This window comes from Geodermatophilus sp. SYSU D01036, from assembly GCF_054050435.1.
Genome location: NZ_JBJGZJ010000024.1, coordinates 18,509 through 40,139 on the forward strand (window position 1 = coordinate 18,509; position 21,631 = coordinate 40,139).

The window sequence follows — 21,631 nt, forward strand, 5'->3', positions numbered from 1 at the left end:
GCCGGCTCCCTCACGCGGCGGAGTGCCGGGGGTCAGCTGGCCACTCCGGGGGTGCCCTGCGGTTTACGACGTAAACCCCCTCCCGGTCACTCCCCGGGGACGCGCCCCTCCCGCCGGAGGGACTCCAGGCGGCCGAGCAGGTTCTCGAGGGCCTCCTCGAACTCGGCGGCCGACTCGTCCCGCGACAGCAGCTCCTCCAGCTCGGTGACGAGCGGGTACTGCGAGAGGTCGGTCCCGGTGCCGGGGACGCCCCCCGGTGCGTCCTCGGGGCTGATCTGCACGCCCTTCTGCGACACCTCGAGCAGCAGGTGTCCGAGCAGGAAGCTCGAGTAGGCGCGGTACGCGGCGACCGCCGCCTCGGCGCCGAAGCCGCTGTCGGTCATCGCGGTGAGGAAGGACTCGACCCAGCGCAGGCTGCGCAGCGGCGGGCGGACCCAGGGGGCCTCCGGCGGCCGGGTGGCCACCAGGGGGAAGACCTCGGGGTGCGCGAGGGCGATCCGCCGGACGCCGTGGGCCAGCCGCTGCAGGAAGTCCTGCCACCCGCCGGCGGCGCGCATGTGCACGTCGGGATCGCCGTACAGCTCGTCGATGACGGTCTCGACGACGCCGTCGAGCAGTTGCTCGCGTCCGGGCACGTACCGGTAGAGCGCCATGGCCTCCACCCCGAGAAAGGCGCCGAGCCGCCGCATCGTGAGGGCGGCCAGACCGTGCCGGTCGATGAACTCGACGGCCGCGCCCAGGATGCGGCGGCGGTCGAGGGGGGCCCGCCCGGTGCTGGGGGGGCCGGCGGGGAGGACGGCCGCCGCGCCACCACGGGCCTCCGGCGAGTCGGGGTCGGGACGGTGCATCGGGATGGTGTCGTCGGTCCGCGCCACGTTCGCCTCCCGGTTCCTCGTCGGACCCTGCATACCACCGTCGCCGCACCGGACCCCGTTCCCGCCCGTGAGGTCTCCGGAACGCAGCCTTGACGTCGTCGTGGCCGCGGGGAAACTGCCGCACCCGACGCTCGGAGCCGTGTCCGCAACCCTCCCGTCCGGCGCCGCCGCACCGGCCGGTCCCCGCACGCGGACCACCGCGACGCACTGTCCCTACTGCTCGCTGCAGTGCGGCACGGCGGTCACCGCCGGCGACCGTCCCGCGACGCTCGTACCCCTCGACTTCCCGACCAACCGGGGCGGGCTGTGCAGCAAGGGCTGGTCGGCGGCCGAGCTGCTCGACCACCCCGAGCGGCTGACCCGCCCGCTGGTCCGCGCGGTGCCCGGCGACCGCACCAGCCCGCTGGTCGAGTCGACCTGGGACGAGGCGCTCGACCGCGTCGTCGCCGCGATCGGGCGCACCCAGGCCCGGTACGGCCGCGACGCCGTCGGCTGCTTCGGCGGCGGGTCCCTGACCAACGAGCAGGCCTACCAGTTCGGCAAGTTCGCCCGGGTCGCGCTGCGCACCAGCGCCATCGACTACAACGGCCGCTTCTGCATGTCCTCGGCGGTCGCCGCGGCCACCCGCGCGTTCGGGCTCGACCGCGGCCTGCCGTTCCCGCTGGCCGACGTCGCCGGCGCCGACGTCGTGGTGCTGGTGGGCAGCAACCCGGCCGACACCATGCCGCCGGCGATGCAGCACCTGGACGCCGGCCGGGAGCGCGGCGCGCTGCACGTCGTCGTCGACCCCCGCCGGACGGCGACCGCCCGCAGCGCCGGGCTGCACCTGCAGCCGCTGCCGGGCACCGACCTCGCGCTGGCCAACGGGCTGCTGCACGTCGCGATCGCCGAGGGGCTGGTCGACGAGGAGTACGTGGCCGCGCGCACCACCGGCTTCGACGCCGTGCGCGCCGCGGTGCGCAGCTACTGGCCCGACCGCGTCGAGCGGCTCACCGGCGTGCCGGTGGACCAGCAACGGCGCACCGTGGCCGCGCTCGCCCGGGCGGATCGCGCGATGGTGCTCACCGCGCGCGGCGCCGAGCAGCACAGCGCGGGCACCGACACCGCGACCGCGTGGCTCAACCTGGCGCTGGCCCTCGGGCTGCCCGGCCGGCCCGGCAGCGGCTGGGGCACCCTCACCGGCCAGGGGAACGGGCAGGGCGGCCGCGAGCACGGGCAGAAGGCCGACCAGCTGCCCGGCTACCGCAGGCTCGCCGACCCGGCCGACCGCGCGCACGTCGCCGCCGTCTGGGGCGTCGACCCCGCCGACCTGCCGGTGCCCGGGCGCAGCGCCTTCGAGCTGCTCGACGCGCTCGGCACCGACGGCGGGGTGCGCACGCTGCTCGTGCTCGCCTCCAACGTCGCCGTCTCCGCCCCCGACGCCCGCCGGGTGGTCAGCCGGCTCGGCGACCTGGACTTCCTCGCCGTCAGCGACTTCTTCCTCTCCGAGACCGCGGCGCTGGCCGACGTCGTCCTGCCCAGCGCCATGTGGGCCGAGGAGTCCGGGACGGTGACCAACCTCGAGGGCCGGGTGATCCGCCGCCGGCGCGCGCTGGACCCGCCCGACGGCGTCCGCGACGACCTGGCCCTGCTCGCCGAACTGGCGGGCCGACTCGGCGCGCGCGGCTTCTCGGCCGACCCGGAGACCGTCTTCGCCGAGCTCGGCCGGGCCGGCGCCGGAGGAGCGGCCGACTACTCGGGCATCACCTACGACCGCATCGACGCCGAGCAGGGCGTGTTCTGGCCGTGCCCCGCCACCCCGGACGACGAGCCGGGCCACCCCGGCACCCCGCGGCTGTTCACCGAGCGGTTCGCCACCCCCGACGGCCGCGCCCGGTTCGTGCCGGTGCACCACACCGGCGCGCGCGAGCAGCCCGACGCCGACTACCCCCACGTGCTCACCACCGGCCGGGTGCTCGCCCACTACCAGTCGGGCACCCAGACCCGCCGGACGCGCAGCCTGCAGCTGGTGGCCCCCGTCCCGCGGGCGGAGCTGCACCCCGACCTCGCCCGCCGGCTCGGGATCGCGCACGACGACGTCGTGGAGCTGGCCACCCGCCGCGGCCGCGCCCGGTTCACCGCCGCGGTCACCGACGCCATCCGACCGGACACCGTCTTCGTGCCCTTCCACTGGGGCGGCGGGTCCAGCGCCAACGCGCTCACCGACCCCGCGCTCGACCCGGTCAGCCGGATGCCCGCCTTCAAGGCCTGCGCGGTCGCCGTCACCCGCGTCGGCGGCCCGGCCGAGCGGCCGCCCGCCCCCGACGCCGCGAGCCAGCCCGCGCCGCGGCCGCACACCCGCCCCGACCCGCCCGCACCACGGCCCCCGACCCGGAGGAGGACCCCCGGCGTGAAGAGCACCCCGAGATTCCTGCAAGGCGTCTTCCCGCTGACCGGGGAGGGCCTGGCCAAGCCCGGCCCGGTCGACCCGGCGCTGCGCTACCAGGTGCCCGCCGCCGCCACCGCCCAGGCGCTGTACTTCCGCGGCGGCAACTCCACCGCGGAGCTGGTCTACGTGCTGCTGCTGCGCGACGGCGAGCCGATGCGCTGGTTCCCGATCGGCGCCAGGGGCGACGTGCACGTGCCGCTGCGGGTGGTCGAGGACCTGCCCGGCGGCTGCGTCGTCGAGCTGCACGCCGCCGCGCCCGAGGGCGTCACCGGCGAGCTCGTGGTCGACCTGGGCCTGGTGGAGGTGTGATGACGGGAGTGCTCGGCGGCCGCCCCGAGGGGCTGACCACGCTGGCGCTGGACGACGACCTCGACCCCCGTCCGCGGCTGGTCGTCGTCGGCAACGGCATGGCCGGCGCCCGGTTCGTCGAGGAGGTGCTCGAGCGCGGCGGCGGCGAGCAGTTCCGGATCACCGTCCTCGGCGACGAGCCGCACGGCAACTACAACCGGATCCTGCTCAGCCCGGTCCTGGCCGGGGAGGCGTCCGAGGACGACATCGTCCTCAACAGCCACGACTGGTACGCCGACAACGGCGTCACGCTGCGCGCCGGCGTCCGGGTGGAGCGGGTCGACACCGCCGCCAAGGTCGTCTACGCCGCCGACGGGACCACCACCGCCTACGACCACCTCGTGCTGGCCACCGGCAGCTACAGCTTCGTCCCGCCGATGACCGGCGTCCGGCGCGACGACGGCAGCCTGCTGCCCGGCGTGCACGGCTTCCGCACCATCGACGAGACCCGCGCGATGCTCGCCGCCACCGGCCGCTGCCGGAAGGCGGTGGTCATGGGCGGCGGGCTGCTCGGGCTGGAGGCCGCCCGCGCGCTGCAGGGGCACGGTCTCGAGGTCGACCTCGTGCACGCGATGCCGTGGCTGATGAACGCCCAGCTCTCCCGGGAGGCCGGCGCCGTCCTCGAGCGCAGCGTCGCGTCGCTCGGCATCACCGTCCACCTCGACGTGCTGGCCACCGAGGTGCTCGGCGACGACGCCGTCGAGGGTGTCCTGCTGGCGGACGGACGGCGGATCGACTGCGACCTGCTCGTGGTCGCCGCCGGCGTCCGCCCGCACACCGACGTCGCCGTCCGCTCGGGCCTGGAGGTGGAGCGCGGCGTCGTCGTCGACGACCAGCTGCGCACCGACGACCCCGACGTGTACGCCATCGGCGAGTGCGCGCAGCACCGCGGCTCGGTCTACGGCCTGGTCGCCCCCGCCTGGGAGCACGCGAGGGTGCTCGCCGACGTGCTCACCGGCACCGATCCGGACGCCGAGTACCACGGCAGCCGGACGGCGACCAAGCTCAAGGTCGCCGGGGTCGACGTCGCCACGATGGGCGTGAGCACCCCCGAGCGCGACTCGGACGAGTTCCTCGTCATCTCCGAGCCGCGGCGCGGCGTGCACCTGTCCGTGGTGGTCCGGGACGACCGGCTGGTCGGCGCCACGCTGCTCGGCGACACCCGCAAGGTCGCCTACCTCACCCAGGCGTTCGACCGCGGCAGCGCGCTGCCCGAGGAGCGCATCCGCCTGCTGGTCGACCTGTCCGACGGGCAGGAGGAGGTCGGCGTCGCGGACATGCCCGCCGACTCCCAGGTCTGCAACTGCAACGGCGTGACCAAGGGCGCGATCTGCGGGGCGGTCGCCGACGGCTGCGGCAGCGTCGGCACGGTCATGGACCGCACCCGCGCCGGCAAGGGCTGCGGGTCCTGCAAGGCGCTGGTGAGGCAGGTCGTGGAGTGGGCCGCCGACGGCGACGTCGCCGAGGACCCGGCCGCCTCGTACTACGTGCCGGGCGTCCCGCTGGCCAAGCCCGACCTCGTGGCCGCGATCCGGGAGCGGGACCTGCGCAGCGTCTCCGCCGTGTTCGCGGCGCTCGCGCCCGGCGGCAAGGAGGACGCCCGCTCGAAGATGGGCCTGACCTCGCTGCTCAAGACGGTGTGGGGCACCGAGTTCGTCCGCGAGAAGGACGCCGAGTTCGTCAACGACCGAGTGCACGCCAACATCCAGCGGGACGGCACGTTCTCCGTCGTCCCGCAGATGAAGGGCGGGGTGACGACGCCGGCCCAGCTGCGCCGCATCGCCGACGTCGCCGAGAAGTACGAGGTGCCGATGGTCAAGGTGACCGGCGGGCAGCGGATCGACCTGCTCGGCGTGCGCAAGGAGGACCTGCCCGCGATGTGGGCCGACCTCGGCATGCCCTCGGGCTACGCCTACGGCAAGAGCATGCGCACGGTGAAGACCTGCGTGGGCAGCGACTTCTGCCGGTTCGGCCTCGGGGACTCCACGCAGCTCGGCATCGACCTGGAGACCCGGCTGCAGGGCATCGAGAGCCCCGCGAAGATCAAGATGGCCGTCGTCGGGTGCCCGCGGAACTGCGCCGAGGCGTACGTGAAGGACGTCGGCGTCGTCGCGGTCGGGAGCGGCCGCTGGGAGGTCTACGTCGGCGGTGCCGCCGGGGCCACGGTGCGCAAGGGCGACCTGCTGGCCACCGTCGACTCCCCGGAGGCGGTGATGACGCTGGTCGGCCGGTTCGTGCAGTACTACCGGGAGAACGCCAACTGGCTGGAGCGGACCTACGACTTCGTGCCGCGGATCGGGCTGGAGCGGATCCGGTCGGTGGTGGTCGACGACGCCGACGGGATCTGCGCCGACCTCGACGCGGGCCTGCAGCGCTCGGTCGACGCCTACACCGACCCGTGGGGGCAGGACGGTCCCGAGCCGGCCACGCCGGGGCAGTTCCGGCCGGCGCTGCCGCTGGTCGCGCTGCCGCAGGTGCCGGTCCGGTGAGCGTCGTCGACACCCGGCCGGCGGCTCCGGCCGGCGTCCGGGCGTACGCGGTCGGCCGGGCCGGGGACGTGCCGCCGGGGGAGGGGCGGGCGTTCGTCGCCGGGGACGTGCAGGTCGCCGTCTTCCGGCTGCGCGACGGGTCGCTGCACGCCACCCAGGCCGCCTGCCCGCACGCCGGCGGCCCGCTCGCCGACGGGCAGACCGACCCGGACGTGCTCGTCTGCCCGCTGCACCTGTACGGGTTCCGGTGGCCCGACGGCGCCCCGACCGGCGGCGACGTCGGCCCGCTGCGCGTGTACCCGGTCCGCGAGGTGGACGGGATGCTCGTCGTCGACGTCTGACCCCCGTGCACCTCCGCGGACGTGCACCGTGCACGTCCGCGGAGATGCACGGCCCTAGTCCTCGATGACGTCGAGGCCCTGCTCGCGCAGCCGCGCCAGGGAGGCGAGCATCCCCTCCACCACCTCCGGGGCGTGCCCCTCCCAGTCCTCCACCTCGCCGACGACGCGCAGCGGGGAGCGGGTCCGGTAGGACCGCGTGGGGTTGCCGGGGAACCGCTTGTCGGTGACGTTCGGGTCGTCCTCGAAGGGGCCCAGCGGCTCCACGACGTAGACGTGTCCCCGGTGCCGGTCCCCGGCCGACGCCGTCGCCAGCTCCGCGCCCCAGGCGGCGGTGTCGACCAGCGCGGTGAAGTACACGTGGTTCATCACCCGGCCGGCCCGGAAGTTGGAGCCGCGACCGGGGACCAGCTCGTCGCCGACCGCCAGCGTCGCCCGCGTCCCGTGGAAGAAGGGCCCGGGGACGTCCCCGCAGTTCTCGAAGGTGACGGCGACGCGCGGCGACTGCTCCACCCCGGCGATGATGCCCTCAGGGGTGCATGCGGGCGCCCCTGGTGACCTTGTCGACGGCGTTCCGCGGGCCGTGCACGGCGATCCCGACCAGGTCGAGGTCGGCACCGGCGACCGCACGCACGGCGGCCCGGTTCTCGGCGTCGCCGCCGGTGGCGAACAGGTCCGCGGTGAACAGCGACGTCGGCAGCCCTCGCTCCAGCGCCCGCGTCCGCGCCCGGGCGAGCAGCTCACCGGGCCCGGTGAGGACCAGCACCGGCTGGCGGAACATCGCGAGGTAGCGGGTGCCGTCGCGGCCCCGTCCGTGCGGGACGACCCGCTCGCCGACCGGCTGCGCGACCTGCTCGACGCCCGCCTCGCCGACGGGGTGTCCCTGGAGGCGACGGCGGCCGGGTGGGGCGTGCACCCGACGCACCTTGGCCGCGCGTTCACCCGCCGGCACGGGCTGCCGCCGCACCGGTACCTGACCGGCCGGCGGGCCGACCGCGCCCGGCGGCTGCTGCTCGACGGGCTGCCCGCCGCGGAGGTGGCGACGGCGGTCGGCTTCTTCGACCAGGCGCACCTGACCCGGCACTCCCGCCGGATGCCGGCGACGACCCCCGCCGCCTTCGCCCGCTCGGCCTGACCGCTCAGGGCGCCGGGACGACGACGGTGGCCGCCATCGGCCCGCCGCACTCCTCGCTGCCGCCGACCCGCACCCAGTCCAGGTCGGCGTCGACCTCGGCGAGCGCACGGGCATCGGCCGCGAGCACGGTGACGGTCGCGGCGTCCGGCGTCTCCGTGTCCGTCGGCACGCCGGCCGTCGTCCCGGTCAGCGGCGCGGTGACCTCGCGCCGCGGCTCGGGGTCCCGGTCCGGGCGGACCACCTGCCCGCACGAGGGCTCGCAGACCACCCGCACCGACGCCGGCGCCCGCCCCGTCCAGTCGCCGGTGAGCTCCACCCGCACCGCGTTGACCCACCCGACCGCCGGGCAGACGACCTCTCCGGAGCCGCCGGCCCCGGCCGCGCACCCGGCCGCCAGCCCCGCCGCGAGCAGGACCCGTCCGGTGGGCCGCGGCACCGGCCGCCGCGGCCGGCGCGGGGCGGTCCGGCGGTCCCGTGCCTCCTCGGCCGGCTGCCGGGCGGCGACGACGGAGGCGGGCTCGGTGCTCACGTCAGTCCCAGCCGTGGGTCGCGGCGAGCCGCTCGAGGCCGTCGAGGCCGAGCTCCTCGGCCGGGGCCAGCACCGTGCCGTCGGCGGCGAGGAACAGGACCTCGGCGGCGTCGCCCGGCACGGCGGCGACCCGGTCCCGCAGCGGCACGTCCGCGCCGTCCACCCGCGCGGTCGCCGCACCCGGCGGGCCGACCAGCACCGCGCCGTCGGCCTCCGGGCACCGCAGCACGAACCCGCGCCCGGTCACCGGGGCGCCGGCCGGCAGGAGGTCGGTGGCGCACCAGGTGCTCGCGGCGGCACCGGTCCCGGCGCTCCCGGTGAGCGTCGCCTCCAGGTAGACCGCGCCCGAGGGCAGCGTCGCGGCGAGCAGCCGCAGCGTCCCCGGGCCGCCCCCGCCCGGCAGGCTCCCGGACCAGACGACGTCGAGGGTGACCTCGTCCGGCCGCAGACCCGTGACGGCGAGGACGTGGTCGACCGCCCCGGCCAGGACGGGGTCCGTGCCCCCCGCGGCGAGCGCCGGGCCCGGCGGCGCCGAGTCCTCCGGCCGCCAGCCCAGCGGCATCGCGGTCACGACCGTCGCGCCGGCGCGGACCACCCGGTAGCGCAGCGCCTCGTCGTAGGAGCCGCCCGCCGGGCCCAGCGCCAGCGCCGCGACGCCGTCGGGCGCGTCGACCGCGACGAAGTCCCGGCCCACCGTGCCGTCGGCGGCCACCTCCGGACGGCGGGACACCTCGACGACGTCCCCCGGCGCGGCGACCACGAGCAGGGCGCCGGTGCTCGCGTCCGACAGCGCCACCGGCCGCCCCGCGCCGAGCCCCGACATCGACCCGGCCCGCTGCAGCTGCTCCGGGGCCGCGCCCTCCGGGCCGGTGAACCAGACGGCGGCCAGGGTGCCGGCGGCCGTGGGGTCGGCGGGGTCGGCGGGCCGGTTCGCGGCCATCGCCGGGTCCTCGCCGGCGACCAGCACCCACCGCCGGCCGGCGGCGTCCCCGGCGTACACGACGCGGCGGGCCTCCGGCGGGGAGTCGGGGGCGTGGTCGCCCGGGCTGTCGGTCCACGGCAGCGCCCGGACGGCCGCGAGGAACGCGGCGTCCCCGGCCAGCGAGCCGCGGGCCGGCCCGGCGAGGACGTCGGCGGAGGCGGCGACCGGGCCGGGTGCGGCGACACCGACCGCGGGCACCGCCCGGTCGCCCGGGTCCCGCAGCACGACCGGCACGGCGACCACCACGGCCGCCACCGCCGCGGCCACCGCGGTGAGCCCGATGGTCTGCCGGCGCCGCGCCCGGTGCCGGGTCACCACGGCCCGGGCCAGGTCCTCCCGCGGCGGGGGAGCGGTGCGCTCGGCCAGCCGGGTCAGCCGGTCGGTCAGGTCGTCCATCAGGAGTCCTCCCCGCTCACGAGGACCGGCGGCGCCAGCAGCGCGCGCAGGCGGGCCAGCCCCCGGGTGGTGTGGGTGTTCACCGCGCTGGCCGAGCAGCCCATCGCCTCGGCGGCCTGCTGCTCGGAGAGGTCGGCGTAGTAGCGCAGGACGACGGCGGCGCGCATCCGCGGCGGCAGCGAGCGCAGCGCGGCGCGCAGCTCGTCGTCGTCCTCGCGCGGCCGGGCCGGGTCGGCGCGGTCGGGCAGCGTCTCGACCACCTGCTCGGTGCTCGCGAGCCGGCGCCGCCAGCTGGTGTGCGTGGTGACGACGACCCGGCGGACGTAGGCGGTGGGGTCGCCGCCGCGGGTGACCCGGTCCCAGTGCCGGTAGGTCTTGAGCAGCGCGGTCTGGACCAGGTCCTCGGCGTGCCCGCGGTCCCCGGTCAGCAGCACCGCCAGGCGCAGCAGCCCGGCCTGCTGGCGGGACACGAAGCCCTCGAAGGACGTGTCCCCGGAGGACGTGTCCCCGACGCCCTGCTGCTCCACCCGTGCCCTCCCGCGGTCCGCCGTCACCCCTTCCACGCGGCGGGACCGGCGGCGGACCCACAGCCGCAGGTCACGGGACGACCACGATCCGCGGGCGGGGTCAGGCCAGCTCGGCGAGGGCGGCGGTGGTCGTCGTGTCGCGCACGAAGTCCAGCGCGAGCAGCCGGTGCACGAGCACGCCGCGGCGGGTCAGCCGCAGGTCGGCCGGGCGCAGCCGGGGGAGCGCCGCGCCGCCGGGACGCGGGGTCGCGGGGGGCGGGTCCAGCAGGCCGCGGCGCTGCAGGTCGGTGAGGTCCTCGAGTACGCCCCACGCCGTCCAGCCGCGCGGGTCCTGCGGCACCGGCGCCATCGGCAGCGGGGTGCGCTCGCGCCGGCCGACCGCGGCCAGCAGCACCCACTGCCGGCCGGTGAGCTCCGTGGCCAGCCGCAGCCCGCGGAACACGACGGCGGCGTCCAGGTCGGGGGAGACGGCGGCCTCGGCGAGCAGGTAGCCGAGGTGGCGCACCCGCCACTCCTCGGTGACCCCGCGGGCGGCGAGCACGACGGCCTCGGCCACCTCGTCGGCGGGCGCGCGGTCGCCGGGACCGGGGGTGAGGAAGCCGTCGCTGCGCACCGCGCGGCCCTGGGCGGCGCGGGTCACCGACAGCTCGGCGGCGAAGGCCAGCGCGGCGCCGGCGCGGCAGCGGGCGCGGGAGGACACCGGCGCGGGCGGGTCGGCGTCGGCCGCGGTCGCGGCGCGCCGCAGCCACGCGGCCAGCCCGCCGTCCAGGCGCACCTTCGCCGAGCCGTCGTCGAACACCAGCCCCGCGGCCGTGCGCGCCATCGTCCCGGCGACCAGTTCCCCGGACTCCACGAGCGCGCGTCCCGGTGCCGCCTCCGTGTACTCCGCCACGCCGTCGATCATGGCCGAGCCGGGCGCCCCGTGTCGGCCCGGCGGCCGGACCCTCACCACAGCGGGGCAGGGCCGGTGAGCACAACGGAACACACGGTCAGCCCGACGGCGACGGCGGGGAAACCGCGGCCCGCGACGCTTCCGCTCCATGGCCGCCCCCACGCGCACCGCGCCACCCACCGCTCCCGCGCCGCCGAGCCCGCCGCGCGGCGGGCGCTGGATCGACGACTGGCGCCCCGAGGACCCGCAGTTCTGGGAGACCACCGGGAAGCGGGTCGCCCGGCGCAACCTGTTCTTCTCGGTGTTCTCCGAGCACGTCGGCTTCTCGGTCTGGAGCCTGTGGTCGGTCGTGGTGCTGTTCCTGCCCGAGCCGGTGTTCGGCATCGACCCGGCCGGCAAGTTCCTGCTCACCACGCTGCCGACCGCGCTGGGCGCCGCCGTCCGGCTGCCCTACACCTTCGCGGTCGCCACGTTCGGCGGCCGCAACTGGACGATCGTCAGCGCCGCCCTGCTGCTGGTCCCGACCGTCGCCACCGCCGTCGTCCTCGAGCCCGGCGTCTCCTACACGACGCTGCTGGTCGTCTCCTGCCTCGCCGGCGTCGGCGGCGGCAACTTCGCCAGCTCCATGGCCAACATCAACGCCTTCTACCCCGACCGGCTCAAGGGCTGGGCGCTGGGACTCAACGCCGGCGGCGGCAACCTCGGCGTCCCGGTGATCCAGCTCGTCGGCCTGCTCGTGCTCGCCACTGCCGGCGTCGAGCACCCGCGGATCGTGCTGCTCGTCTACGTCCCGCTGATCGTCGTCGCCGCCGTCGGCGCGGCCCTGCTCATGGACAACCTGACGACGGCGCGCAACCAGCCGCGGGCCATGCGCGAGGCGGCCCGCGAGCCGCACACCTACGTCATGTCCTTCCTCTACATCGGCACGTTCGGCTCGTTCATCGGCTTCGGGTTCGCCTTCGGGCAGGTCCTGCAGAACCAGTTCGGCGCGGACTTCGCCACCCCGCTGGCGGCCGCGTCCCTGACCTGGCTGGGCCCGCTGCTCGGCAGCCTGGTCCGCCCGCTCGGCGGCTCGCTGGCCGACCGCTTCGGCGGCGCGCGCATCACCTTCTGGACCTTCGTCGCGATGGCGGGCGGCGCCGCGGTCGTGTTCACCGCGAGCCAGGTGGGGTCGCTGCCGCTGTTCGTCGTCGGGTTCGTGCTGCTGTTCGTGCTCAGCGGCGTCGGCAACGGCTCGACCTACAAGATGATCCCGGCGATCTCCAGGACGCAGGCGTGGCAGCGGGTGGCCGCCGGTGCCGACCCCGCCGCCGCCGACCGGCAGGCGCTGCGGACGTCCGGGGCGCTGATCGGCATCGCCGGCGCCGTCGGCGCCGTCGGCGGCGTGCTGGTGAACCTGGCCTTCCGCCAGTCGTTCCTCACCACCGGCAGCGGCGACGCCGCCTACCTCGTGTTCATCGCCTTCTACGCGGTCTGCGTCGCGGTCACCTGGGCGGTCTACCTGCGGCCGACCGCCCGCGCGGCCGGCGTGTGAGCGCGGTCCCCGCGCACGTCCGCGGACGTGCGCGGGGACTCACACCGCCAGGCGGTAGCCGCGCTTGACGACGGTCTCGACGACGCCCGGCCCGAGCGCGGCGCGCAGCCGGGTCACCGCCATCTCCACGGCGTGCCCGTCCCCGCTGCCGGGCAGCCCGCGCACCAGGTCGGGCTTGGCGACGACGGCGCCGGGACGGGCGGCCAGCGCCCGCAGCACCGCCATCGGCCCCGGCGGCAGCTCGACCAGGCGGCCGTCGAGGACGGCGGCGTGCCCGCGCACCTGCAGCGCGGCGTCCCCGACCCGCAGCACCGGGTCCCGCTCGGGCAGCCGGGCGACGACCTCGCGGGCCAGCGCGCCCAGCCGGGAGCGCTCGGGCTGCAGCGTCGGGATCCCGGCGGCGGTCAGCGGGCCGGCGGTGACCGGCCCGACGGCGACCGGCAGCACCCCGCCGGTCAGCGCGGCGACCAGCTCGTCCCGCCGGCCGAGCTCGGTGGCCACCGACAGCAGGCTGGCCGCGGCCGGCGCGCTGGTGAACGTCACGGCGTCGACCCCGCGGGCCACCACCGTCGTCACCAGCCGGCGCAGCGGCCCGACGTCCTCGGGCAGCACCCACCGGTACACCGGCACGGTCAGCACCTCGGCGCCGGTGGCGCGCAGCGCGTCGACGAAGTCCGGCAGCGGGTCGCCGTGCAGCTGGACGGCGACCCGCCGCCCCCGCAGCGGTCCCTCCGCGCCGGACAGCAGGTGCTCGAGCACCTCGGCCGAGGACTCCGACGCCGGCGACCACGCGTCGACCAGGCCGCCGCCGCGGATGGCGCCGCGCGCCTTGGGGCCGCGGGCGAGCACCCGGGCGCCGCGCAGGTGGTCGACCAGCGGCAGGTCCCACGCGTCGGCGGCCTCCAGCCACCCGCGGAACCCCACGCCCGTCGTCGCGACCACCAGGTCCACCGGCGCGGCGAGCACCGCCTGGGTGGCGGCGACCAGGTCGGCGTCGTCGGCCAGCGGCACGATCCGGATCGCCGGGGCGTAGACCACGCGGGCGCCGCGGCGGTCGAGCAGCGCGCCGAGCTCCTCCCGCCGCCGCGCGGCGGTGACCGCCACGGTGTACCCGGCCAGCGGCGCGGGGCCCGCGTCCTGCTCCGGGCCGTTCGCGAGGCCGGGGGCGAGCGCCGGGGCGTCGGGGGAGGAGGTCACCGGTCCATGGTGGCCGCTGGGCGTTGCGGTCGTGTGACGGCCCCTGCACCGCGGGCCGGCCGCGGGGGTGCGACCGGTCAGCGGGTGGTCCACGAGGCGATGAGGATGCTGGCGTCGTCCTGCAGCACCCCGCCCTGGTGGTCGAGGACCGCGCGCACCAGCCGGCGCACGGTCTCCGGCGGCGGGTGCCCGGCCGCCGCCGCCCGGGTCAGGAACTCCACCAGGCGCTGCTCGCCGAACCACCGCCCGGCGGCGTCGCGCGCCTCGGTGACGCCGTCGGTGTAGAGCACCAGCGAGTCCCCGGGCTCGAGCACCTCCTCGGCCACCTCGAACGCCGGCGTCCCGAGGCCGAAGGGCACCCGCCCGCCCGCGCTGAGCTCCTTGACCACCCGCCCGTGCCGCAGCAGCAGCGGCGGCGGGTGCCCGGCGCGGACGTAGCGCAGCCTGCCCGAGGTCACGTCCAGCTGGGCGAGGACCCCGGTGACGAAGGCGCTGCCCGTGAACGTCGTGGCGACCACCTCGTCCACCGCGCGGACCTGGTCGTGCAGGCCGCGCCCGTCCCGCCGCGCGCTGCGGGCGGTGGCGAGCGCCGCGGCGCTCATCAGCCCCGCCCCGAGGCCGTGCCCCATGGCGTCGAGCACGGTCAGCCACACCTCGTCCTCGGCGAGCGCGTAGTCGAAGGCGTCCCCGCCGACGGAGGCGCTGGGTTCCAGCAGGCCGGCGACGACGAAGGCGTCGGTCGCGGCGGTCAGCGGGGGCAGCTGCTGCCAGACCAGCTCGGCCGACGGCGTCCGCGGCCGACTGCGCCGGGTGCACTCGAGCCCGTCGCCGTAGACGCCCATCGAGGTGATGAGGTGGCCGACCATCGAGGCCAGCCACCAGCACTGCTCGCGCAGGCCGGGGTCCTCGAGGTCCCGGGCGGCCTCCACCCGCACCTCCAGGACGCCGACCCGGTCGGCGCCGTCGAGCAGCGGCACCCACAGGCGCGGCAGCCCCCCGGCCTCCGACGGCAGCGACTGCCCGAACTGGAAGACGCGGCCGGGCAGGGTGCCGTCCACGGCGATCGGCTCACCCGCCGGCCGGCCCTCGCCGGACAGCGGCACCAGCCGGCGCTGTTCGTGGTCGACGACGTGCACGGTCACCTCGACGCCGAGGACGCGGCCGGCCCCCGCGGCGAGCAGCGCCAGCCGGTCCGGCGGGGCGGAGCGGGCGGCCTCCAGCAGCTGCAGCAGCGCCGCCAGCGGTCCGGTGGTGGGCCGCGGCGGCCGCAGCGGCCGGGAGTAGGGCACCCGGCGGGCCGCGGACAGCTCGTCGAGCCGCTCGTTGACCGCGACCGCCAGCAGGTCGCCGTCCAGGTCGGGCAGCTGCGCCAGTCCGTCCAGGTGGGCCTCGACGTCGAACAGGTCGGCGTTGCCCCCCAGCTCGAAGTACCGCAGCCAGAGCTGCTCGAGGGTCAGCTCGGCGTGCCGGAGCGCGGCCACCAGCACGGCGCGCCGGCCCCCGTCGGGGACGCCCTCCGCCACCATCAACGGAGCCGGCGGACGGCCGAGTCGACCACCGTCCGGGCCGCCTGCCGCAGCGTGCCGGCGTCCCCTCCCGAGCGGGACAGCAGCATGGCCAGCGCGGTCTCCTCGCCGACCCCGTGCCGGGCCATGAGCACCCCCTTGGCGGTGCTGACGACGTCGCGCGTCGACACGGCCCTCCTCAGGTCGTCGCTGGCCCGGCGGGCCCGCTCCCGGGCCGTGACGTGGCTGACCAGCAGGGCGGCCTGCGCGGCGGACAGGGTGAGCACCTGCGCGTCGTGGTCGGTGAAGACGCCGGGCCCGGGGCCGTAGACCTTGAGGGCCCCCAGCGTCCGGTCCCCGGCCACCAGCGGCACGCTCACGGTGGACAGCAGGCCGAGCCCGACCGCCGCGGGGGCCCAGTGCGGCCACCGGGGCTCGGCGCGCAGGTCGTCGGCCCGCACCAGCACCCGCCCGGCGGCCGCGGCCAGGCACGGACCCTCGTCGAGCTCGTACTGCAGCGCGTCGGCGCGCTCGACCAGCGGGTCGGTGGAGCCCGACGAGCGCCGCCCGGTGCGGTCGACGATCGAGACGCCCGCGCCGGTGGCCGCCGGGACCGTCTGCAGGATCAGGGAGCCGACCAGGCCCAGCGCGGTGGCGACGGTCTCCTCGGACAGCAGCAGGCCGGCCACGCGGGCGGAGACGACCGACAGTTCGTCGGCCAGGGGGAGCGAACGGGTGGCGTCCTGGGACACGGGCACCTCGCGGGAACCGGTCGTGGCCACCCGGGTCTTCGAGGTGCCGCGACCTGCGGACACCCAGGCTAGTGCCCGATCACCGCAGGGGCGCCGCCGCGTAGCGCGGCACCCGCCCGCCGTCGCCGACGACCAGGCCGCGGCTGACCAGCAGCCGCAGGTGGGCGTCGGTCTCGGTGACGGCGAAGATCCGCATCCGCCGCTCGTACTGCGACCAGGGCCGCGACCACGTCAGGTGCGCGGCCAGGTCCCACGGGGTGCTCCCCGGGTGTGCCCGGACCGCGGCCAGCAGCTCGGCCAGCCGGCGCTCGTGGTGCGCGCGCAGCTCGCGGGCCCGCCCGGCCAGGCCGCGGAAGCGCCACTCGTGGCCGGGCAGCACCTCGTCGGCCTCCTCCCCGGCGACCCCCTCCAGCGAGGACAGGTAGTCGCGCAGCGGGTCGGCGGCGCCGCCGGCGTGCGTCGAGACGTTCGGGCTGATGCGGGGGAGGACGTGGTCGCCGGCGAAGAACAGCCCGGTGGCCTCGTCGGCGAAGCACAGGTGCCCGGCGGTGTGCCCGGGCGTGTGGACGGCGCGCAGCGACCAGCCGGGCAGGTCCGCGCGGTCGCCGTCCTCGAGCAGCCGGTCGGGCAGCGCCAGCCGCCGCCACCGCGCGCGCTCCTCCGGCGTGCCGGCGTCCGCGCGCGCGTCCGGCTCGGGGGCGCCGAGCCCGACGAGGAAGGCGACCTCGACCTCGGTGGACTCCTCGGGGGAGCGGGCGGTGAAGGCGGTCAGGTCGCGGGCGTCGGCCGGGTGCATCGCCACCCACGCCCCCGAGGCCTCCCGCACCCGGCCGGCCAGGCCCACGTGGTCCATGTGCATGTGGGTGACCAGCACGCCGCGCACGTCGGCGACGCCGGCGCCGATCCCGGCCAGCCCGGCGCACAGCGCCGCCCAGCTGTCGTCGGCGTCCCAGCCGGTGTCGACCAGGCCCAGCCCGCCGCCGGCCAGCTCGAGCACGTACGCGTTGACCCAGCGCAGCGGGCCGCCCATCGGCACCGGCACCGACCACAGGCCCGGCCGCACCCGCTCGACGGCGGGCACCGACCGCTCGCGCCACGCGGCGCGCTGCGCCCGTCCGGTCACCTCCACGCCGCTCGCGTCCACGTCCCGGCACTCTGCCAGCCCGGCCGCGCGCTCCGGGCTGGGACCATGGGGGCGTGCCGACGCCGCCCACCACCTCCACCCGGATCTCCGCCGTCCCCCTGGTCATGCGGGTGGTCTGCACGCTGCTCGCCGTCACGGTCGTCGTCGTCATGGTCGTCACCGCGCTCGTCACCCACCCGTCGGACGAGCTCAACCCCTTCGACGCCGCCGACCGCGTGGCCATCGCCGGGATCGGCCTGTTCGTCGGCGCGGGGATCCTGCTGCTGGGCCGGCCGCGGGTCGACGCCGACGCCTCCGGCATCCGGGTGCGCAACCTGCTCGGGCAGCGGACGCTGCCCTGGGCGGCGGTGCGCGGCGTCCGGTTCGACCGCCGGGCCTGGGTGGCCACGCTGGAGCTCGCCAACGGCGACGCGATGCCGGTGACGGCGCTGCAGGCGGTCGACGGCGAGCGCGCGGCCACCGCCGTCGAGGGGCTGCGGGCGCTGCTGGCCGCCGACGTGGCCGCCCGCCCCGCGCCGGCGCACGGCCCGCTGCTGCACGAGTGAGCGCCGTCCCGGCCACCGGAATACCCGGCCCGACCGCGACGCTGTAGCATGGGCGTGCCTCCCCGCTACACGAGGCGCGTGAACCACCCCAGCGGCCCCGCCCCGGGCCGCTGACCAAGAGGAGCCCGCTCCCACCTGGCGCCGTCGAGGCGCCCAGGTCCCCGGTTCGCGGGAGTCCGGCCTCCCCCGGCCGGGAGCCCGCGACGTGCCCGGCCCGGCGACGGGCCGGTGCCGCACCGGCGAGACGGGCCCTGTGAGCACCGCTCACGGGGCCCTCGCCGTCTCCGGTGCCCGGGTGGGCGCGACCTCCTCCCGTGTGACAGAGCAGAGGAGAGGCCATCACCGAGCCCCGTATCAACGACCGTATCCGCGTCCCCGAGGTCCGCCTGGTCGGCCCGGAGGGCGAGCAGGTCGGCATCGTGCCGATCGGCGAGGCGCTGCGCCTGGCGCAGGACTCCGAGCTCGACCTCGTCGAGGTCGCGCCGATGGCCCGGCCGCCGGTCGTCAAGCTGATGGACTACGGGAAGTTCAAGTACGAGTCCGCGCAGAAGGCCCGCGAGGCCCGGCGGAACCAGGCGCTCACCGTCATCAAGGAGATGCGGCTGCGCCTGAAGATCGACCCGCACGACTACGAGACCAAGAAGGGCCACGTCGAGCGCTTCCTCAAGGCGGGCGACAAGGTCAAGATCACCGTGATGTTCCGCGGTCGCGAGCAGTCGCGGCCCGAGATGGGCTACCGCCTGCTGCAGCGGCTGGCCGGCGACGTGTCCGAGCTGGGCGTCGTCGAGTCCAACCCGAAGCAGGACGGCCGGAACATGGTCATGGTGATCGCCCCGCACCGGAACCAGGCCGCGACCGACGGCGCCCGCCGTCAGGCCAAGGCCGACCGGGCCGCCGAGGGGCAGACCCCGACGGCCTGACCGGTCACACAGCAGGACCGCACCACCGAGACGGCCGGCGTCGTCTCGGCAGCCCCGTGCTGCCGGGCGGCGCCGACACCCACGAACAGGACGACGAGGACATGCCGAAGCAGAAGACCCACAAGGGCACCGCGAAGCGGGTGCGCGTCACGGGCACCGGCAAGATCATGCGCGAGCAGGCCAACAACCAGCACAAGTTCGAGCACAAGAGCTCGCGGCGCAAGCGCCGGCTGGAGAAGGACCAGGTCATGTCCCCGGCCGACACGAAGACCATCAAGAAGCTGCTGGGCATCTGAGCCCCCGCCTCCCGTAACCAGCAAGGAGTTCTCACGTGGCACGCGTGAAGCGGGCGGTCAACGCCCAGAAGAAGCGCCGGACGACCCTCGAGGCCGCCAGCGGGTACCGCGGTCAGCGTTCGCGCCTGTACCGCAAGGCCAAGGAGCAGATCCTCCACTCGGCCACCTACAACTACCGCGACCGCAAGGTGCGCAAGGGTGACTTCCGCAAGCTGTGGATCACCCGCATCAACGCCGCCGCGCGGCAGAACGACATGACGTACAACCGGTTCATGCAGGGCCTGAAGCTGGCCGGCATCGAGCTCGACCGCCGCGTGCTCGCCGAGCTCGCGGTCAACGAGCCGGCCGCCTTCGCCGCCCTGGTGGAGACCGCCCGGGCCGCCGTCGCCGCGGCCCCGGCCGGCGGCGAGCAGGCCGCCTGAACCACCCCTCCCGACGCCGTCGGTGACCGGCCCACCAGGGCCGGCGCCGGCGGCGTCGGTGCGTGTGGGGGCGGGTGCTCCCGGCGAGATCGCGCCATCTCGCCGGCGGGAGGCCTCGGGAACGCCGAGATCGCGCGATCTCGACCGAGACGGGAGGACGACGTGAGCGAGCTGCTGACCGAGCGGTCCGGGCGGGTCGCCGCCGCGCGCAGGCTGACCCGGCGCGCCGGCCGCGACGCCGCGGGCGCCTTCCTCGCCGAGGGCCGCCAGGCGGTGTCCGAGGCGCTGGCCACCGCGCCGGACGACGTCCGCGAGGTGTTCGCCACCGAGGCCGCGGCCGCCGCGCACCGCGACCTGCTCGCCGGCACGACCGTCCCCGTCCGGCTGATCACCCCGAAGGCCGCCGCGGGCCTGTCCGAGACCGTGACGCCGCAGGGCCTGGTCGCCGTCTGCGCGCTGCGCGACCTGCCCGCCGAGGCGCTGACCGCCGACCCGCCCGCGCTCGCCGTCGGCCTGGCCGGCCTGGCCGACCCCGGCAACGCCGGCACCGTGCTGCGCACCGCGGACGCGTGCGGCGCCGGCGCGGTGGTCTTCGGCGCCGGGTCCGCCGACCCCTACGGCGGCAAGGCGGTCCGGTCCAGCGCCGGCAGCCTGTTCCACGTCGACGTCGTCCGGGGCGCGCCGCTGGAGCCCCTGGCCGCCGGCCTGAAGGCCCGCGGGGTCACCGTGCTGGCCGCCGACGGCGGGGGCGAGGCGGCGCTCGACGAGCTGGGGGACGCCCTCGCCGGGCCGGTGCTGTGGCTGTTCGGCAACGAGGCGCGCGGCGTGCCGCCGGAGCTCGCCGCGGCCGCCGACGCCCGGGTGCGGATCCCGATGCGCGGCCGCGCGGAGAGCCTCAACCTGGCCGCGGCCGCGGCGATCTGCCTCTACGCGACCCAGCTCGCCCAGGGCTGAGAGGCTGCCCCGCGTGGACGACGCGAAGGCCGTGCTGCTGCGCTACCTCACCACCGCCCGCGAGGCGCTGCTGTGGAAGCTCGAGGGGCTGTCCGAGTACGACGTCCGCCGGCCGCTGACGGCCACCGGCACCAACCTGCTCGGGCTGGTCAAGCACCTGGCCTGCGTGGAGGCCGGCTACCTCGGCACCGCCGTCGGCCGGCCGTTCCCCGAGCCGATGGTCTGGGACGACCCGGACGCCGGGGACGACGACCTGTGGGTGCGCCCCGACGAGTCCCGCGAGGACGTCCTGGCGCTGTACGCCCGCGCCACCGCGCACGCCGACGCCTCCGTCGCCGCGCTGCCGCTGGACGCCACCGGCGAGGTGCCGTGGTGGCCCGAGGAGCGGCGGCACCCCACGCTGCACACGCTGCTGGTGCACGTGCTCGCCGAGGTCGCCCGCCACGCCGGGCACGCCGACGTGCTGCGCGAGGGCCTCGACGGCGCGGCCGGCCTGCGGCGGGACGACGACAACCTCACCCGCGACGGCGACGCCGACCGGGCCGCCTACGTCGCGATGGTCGAGGAGGCCGCCACGCCGTTCCGGTGAGGCCGACGCGCCGCGGCCGGTGCCGGACCGGGTGCCGGTGCCTTCCCGCCATGGGCCGCGGACGGCAGGGTGCACGTCTGCGGCCCTCCCCGGGGCGGCCGATGTCTCTGTGGCGGAGGGCAGCTGTGACCGTGGGACCCAGGCAACGGCTCGACGACGACCCGCCCGCGGTCGCCGACGGACGGCGCTCCCGCTGGACCGAGCACCGCCGCGCCCGCCGGGAGGAGCTGGTCGCCGCCGCCGTCGAGGCGGTCCGCCGGGCGGGCCCGGGCTTCGCCGTGGACGACGTCGCCCGCGCCGCGGGGGTGTCCAAGACGGTCATCTACCGCTACTTCACCGACAAGGACGAGCTGGTCGACGCCGTCCTCGAGCGGATCTCCTCGGCGATCCTGCTGCCGCGGCTGCTCGGGGAGTTGGCCGCCGAGCGCCGCGACGACGTCGAGCGGCTGCGCGCGGTCATCGCCGCGTTCGTGCTGCTGGTCGAGGACGAGCCGGAGCTCTACCGCTTCGTCTACGCCTCGGCCGGCCGCGCCGGGCGCCCGGACCTCGTCGCCGCCACCGAGCGCGAGGTCGCCGGCGCGCTGGCGGCGCTGCTCGGTGACCGGCTGGCCGCCGCGGGCCGGCCCACCGCCGCCGTGACGACGTGGGCCTACGGCGTCGTCGGCATGGTGCAGCTGGCCGCGCACTGGTGGTCGGGCACCCGCGAGGTGCCCGCCGCCGAGCTGGTCGAGCAGCTGACCGCGCTGGCCGCCGGGGGACTGGTCGGTCTGCTGCCGCCCGCCTGAGCCCGACGCCGCGCCGGCGCCCCGGCGGTGCGGCGTCGGCGCCCCGTGC

General features: G+C 76.9%; 23 protein-coding genes. 12 read left to right on the plus strand and 11 right to left on the minus strand.

The window, feature by feature from the left end; genetic code table 11:
• Nucleotides 1-86: 86 nt before the first annotated feature.
• Nucleotides 87-875, minus strand: a complete 789-nt coding sequence (locus ACI8AR_RS19405) for a TetR/AcrR family transcriptional regulator C-terminal domain-containing protein (RefSeq protein WP_457052450.1) — start codon at nt 873-875, stop codon at nt 87-89.
• Nucleotides 876-1,014: 139 nt separating this feature from the next.
• Here ACI8AR_RS19405 and ACI8AR_RS19410 point away from each other — a divergent pair, with 139 nt between their 5' ends.
• The 3 genes from ACI8AR_RS19410 to ACI8AR_RS19420 are packed head-to-tail and all read left to right on the plus strand — an operon-like array spanning nt 1,015 to nt 6,481.
• Nucleotides 1,015-3,612, plus strand: a complete 2,598-nt coding sequence (locus tag ACI8AR_RS19410) for a molybdopterin oxidoreductase family protein (protein ID WP_457052451.1) — start codon at nt 1,015-1,017, stop codon at nt 3,610-3,612.
• A complete protein-coding gene (gene nirB, locus ACI8AR_RS19415; RefSeq protein WP_457052452.1) occupies nt 3,612-6,140 on the plus strand; it encodes a nitrite reductase large subunit NirB in 2,529 nt (842 codons plus the stop codon). Before ACI8AR_RS19410 ends, nirB begins: the two co-directional genes overlap by 1 nt.
• A complete protein-coding gene (locus ACI8AR_RS19420; RefSeq protein WP_457052453.1) occupies nt 6,137-6,481 on the plus strand; it encodes a Rieske (2Fe-2S) protein in 345 nt (114 codons plus the stop codon). The genes nirB and ACI8AR_RS19420 overlap by 4 nt, the downstream gene beginning before the upstream one ends.
• Before the next feature lie 54 nt (nt 6,482-6,535).
• On the opposite strand, the gene arr is transcribed toward ACI8AR_RS19420, so the two are convergent.
• Entirely contained in the window at nt 6,536-6,991 is a 456-nt protein-coding gene (gene arr / locus ACI8AR_RS19425) for an NAD(+)--rifampin ADP-ribosyltransferase (RefSeq protein ID WP_457052454.1), read from the minus strand.
• 16 nt (nt 6,992-7,007) lie between these two features.
• Nucleotides 7,008-7,259, minus strand: coding sequence for a DUF2000 family protein (locus ACI8AR_RS19430; RefSeq protein WP_457052455.1), 252 nt, complete (start codon nt 7,257-7,259; stop codon nt 7,008-7,010).
• A gap of 33 nt (nt 7,260-7,292) precedes the next feature.
• On the opposite strand from ACI8AR_RS19430, the gene ACI8AR_RS19435 reads away from it, so the two are divergent.
• Nucleotides 7,293-7,613, plus strand: a complete 321-nt coding sequence (locus ACI8AR_RS19435; protein WP_457052456.1) for a helix-turn-helix domain-containing protein — start codon at nt 7,293-7,295, stop codon at nt 7,611-7,613.
• Between the two features lie 4 nt (nt 7,614-7,617).
• On the opposite strand, the gene ACI8AR_RS19440 is transcribed toward ACI8AR_RS19435, so the two are convergent.
• The 4 genes from ACI8AR_RS19440 to ACI8AR_RS19455 form a co-directional block, all read right to left on the minus strand.
• Nucleotides 7,618-8,142 carry a hypothetical protein gene (locus tag ACI8AR_RS19440; protein WP_457052457.1) on the minus strand — a complete coding sequence of 175 codons (525 nt, stop codon included), beginning with the start codon at nt 8,140-8,142 and terminating at the stop codon, nt 7,618-7,620.
• Nucleotide 8,143: 1 nt separating this feature from the next.
• The gene (locus tag ACI8AR_RS19445) at nt 8,144-9,520 is read right to left on the minus strand and encodes a hypothetical protein (RefSeq protein WP_457052458.1); all 1,377 of its coding nucleotides are present in this window, start codon (nt 9,518-9,520) and stop codon (nt 8,144-8,146) included.
• Complete coding sequence (locus ACI8AR_RS19450) at nt 9,520-10,047, minus strand: SigE family RNA polymerase sigma factor (protein WP_457052459.1); 528 nt, start codon at nt 10,045-10,047, stop codon at nt 9,520-9,522. The genes ACI8AR_RS19445 and ACI8AR_RS19450 overlap by 1 nt, the downstream gene beginning before the upstream one ends.
• A 100-nt stretch (nt 10,048-10,147) precedes the next feature.
• Nucleotides 10,148-10,939 carry a hypothetical protein gene (locus tag ACI8AR_RS19455; protein ID WP_457052460.1) on the minus strand — a complete coding sequence of 264 codons (792 nt, stop codon included), beginning with the start codon at nt 10,937-10,939 and terminating at the stop codon, nt 10,148-10,150.
• 148 nt (nt 10,940-11,087) lie between these two features.
• On the opposite strand from ACI8AR_RS19455, the gene ACI8AR_RS19460 reads away from it, so the two are divergent.
• Nucleotides 11,088-12,473 (plus strand): MFS transporter, encoded by a 1,386-nt coding sequence (locus ACI8AR_RS19460; RefSeq protein ID WP_457052461.1) that lies wholly within the window; start codon nt 11,088-11,090, stop codon nt 12,471-12,473.
• A 39-nt stretch (nt 12,474-12,512) separates the two neighbouring features.
• Here the strand turns inward: ACI8AR_RS19460 and ACI8AR_RS19465 are convergent, their stop codons facing one another.
• From ACI8AR_RS19465 to ACI8AR_RS19480, 4 genes are all read right to left on the minus strand, one after another.
• Nucleotides 12,513-13,670 carry a uroporphyrinogen-III synthase gene (locus ACI8AR_RS19465; RefSeq protein WP_457052462.1) on the minus strand — a complete coding sequence of 386 codons (1,158 nt, stop codon included), beginning with the start codon at nt 13,668-13,670 and terminating at the stop codon, nt 12,513-12,515.
• Between the two features lie 77 nt (nt 13,671-13,747).
• Nucleotides 13,748-15,196 carry a PP2C family protein-serine/threonine phosphatase gene (locus ACI8AR_RS19470; RefSeq protein WP_457052463.1) on the minus strand — a complete coding sequence of 483 codons (1,449 nt, stop codon included), beginning with the start codon at nt 15,194-15,196 and terminating at the stop codon, nt 13,748-13,750.
• Nucleotides 15,196-15,990, minus strand: a complete 795-nt coding sequence (locus ACI8AR_RS19475) for a GAF domain-containing protein (RefSeq protein WP_457052464.1) — start codon at nt 15,988-15,990, stop codon at nt 15,196-15,198. The genes ACI8AR_RS19470 and ACI8AR_RS19475 overlap by 1 nt, the downstream gene beginning before the upstream one ends.
• A 16-nt stretch (nt 15,991-16,006) precedes the next feature.
• Complete coding sequence (locus tag ACI8AR_RS19480) at nt 16,007-17,071, minus strand: MBL fold metallo-hydrolase (protein ID WP_457052465.1); 1,065 nt, start codon at nt 17,069-17,071, stop codon at nt 16,007-16,009.
• A 53-nt stretch (nt 17,072-17,124) separates the two neighbouring features.
• On the opposite strand from ACI8AR_RS19480, the gene ACI8AR_RS19485 reads away from it, so the two are divergent.
• The 7 genes from ACI8AR_RS19485 to ACI8AR_RS19515 all read left to right on the plus strand — a co-directional run bounded on the left by ACI8AR_RS19485 (nt 17,125) and on the right by ACI8AR_RS19515 (nt 21,582).
• Entirely contained in the window at nt 17,125-17,616 is a 492-nt protein-coding gene (locus tag ACI8AR_RS19485) for a PH domain-containing protein (RefSeq protein ID WP_457052466.1), read from the plus strand.
• 353 nt (nt 17,617-17,969) lie between these two features.
• Entirely contained in the window at nt 17,970-18,536 is a 567-nt protein-coding gene (gene infC, locus ACI8AR_RS19490) for a translation initiation factor IF-3 (RefSeq protein WP_457052481.1), read from the plus strand.
• Between the two features lie 101 nt (nt 18,537-18,637).
• The gene (rpmI, locus tag ACI8AR_RS19495; RefSeq protein ID WP_456930242.1) at nt 18,638-18,832 is read left to right on the plus strand and encodes a 50S ribosomal protein L35; all 195 of its coding nucleotides are present in this window, start codon (nt 18,638-18,640) and stop codon (nt 18,830-18,832) included.
• A 35-nt stretch (nt 18,833-18,867) separates the two neighbouring features.
• The gene (rplT, locus tag ACI8AR_RS19500) at nt 18,868-19,254 is read left to right on the plus strand and encodes a 50S ribosomal protein L20 (RefSeq protein WP_093579784.1); all 387 of its coding nucleotides are present in this window, start codon (nt 18,868-18,870) and stop codon (nt 19,252-19,254) included.
• Nucleotides 19,255-19,416: 162 nt separating this feature from the next.
• A complete protein-coding gene (locus ACI8AR_RS19505; RefSeq protein WP_457052467.1) occupies nt 19,417-20,208 on the plus strand; it encodes a TrmH family RNA methyltransferase in 792 nt (263 codons plus the stop codon).
• A 13-nt stretch (nt 20,209-20,221) separates the two neighbouring features.
• Nucleotides 20,222-20,797, plus strand: a complete 576-nt coding sequence (locus tag ACI8AR_RS19510) for a DinB family protein (RefSeq protein ID WP_457052468.1) — start codon at nt 20,222-20,224, stop codon at nt 20,795-20,797.
• A 125-nt stretch (nt 20,798-20,922) separates the two neighbouring features.
• Nucleotides 20,923-21,582, plus strand: coding sequence for a TetR/AcrR family transcriptional regulator (locus ACI8AR_RS19515; RefSeq protein WP_457052469.1), 660 nt, complete (start codon nt 20,923-20,925; stop codon nt 21,580-21,582).
• Nucleotides 21,583-21,631: the final 49 nt, after the last annotated feature.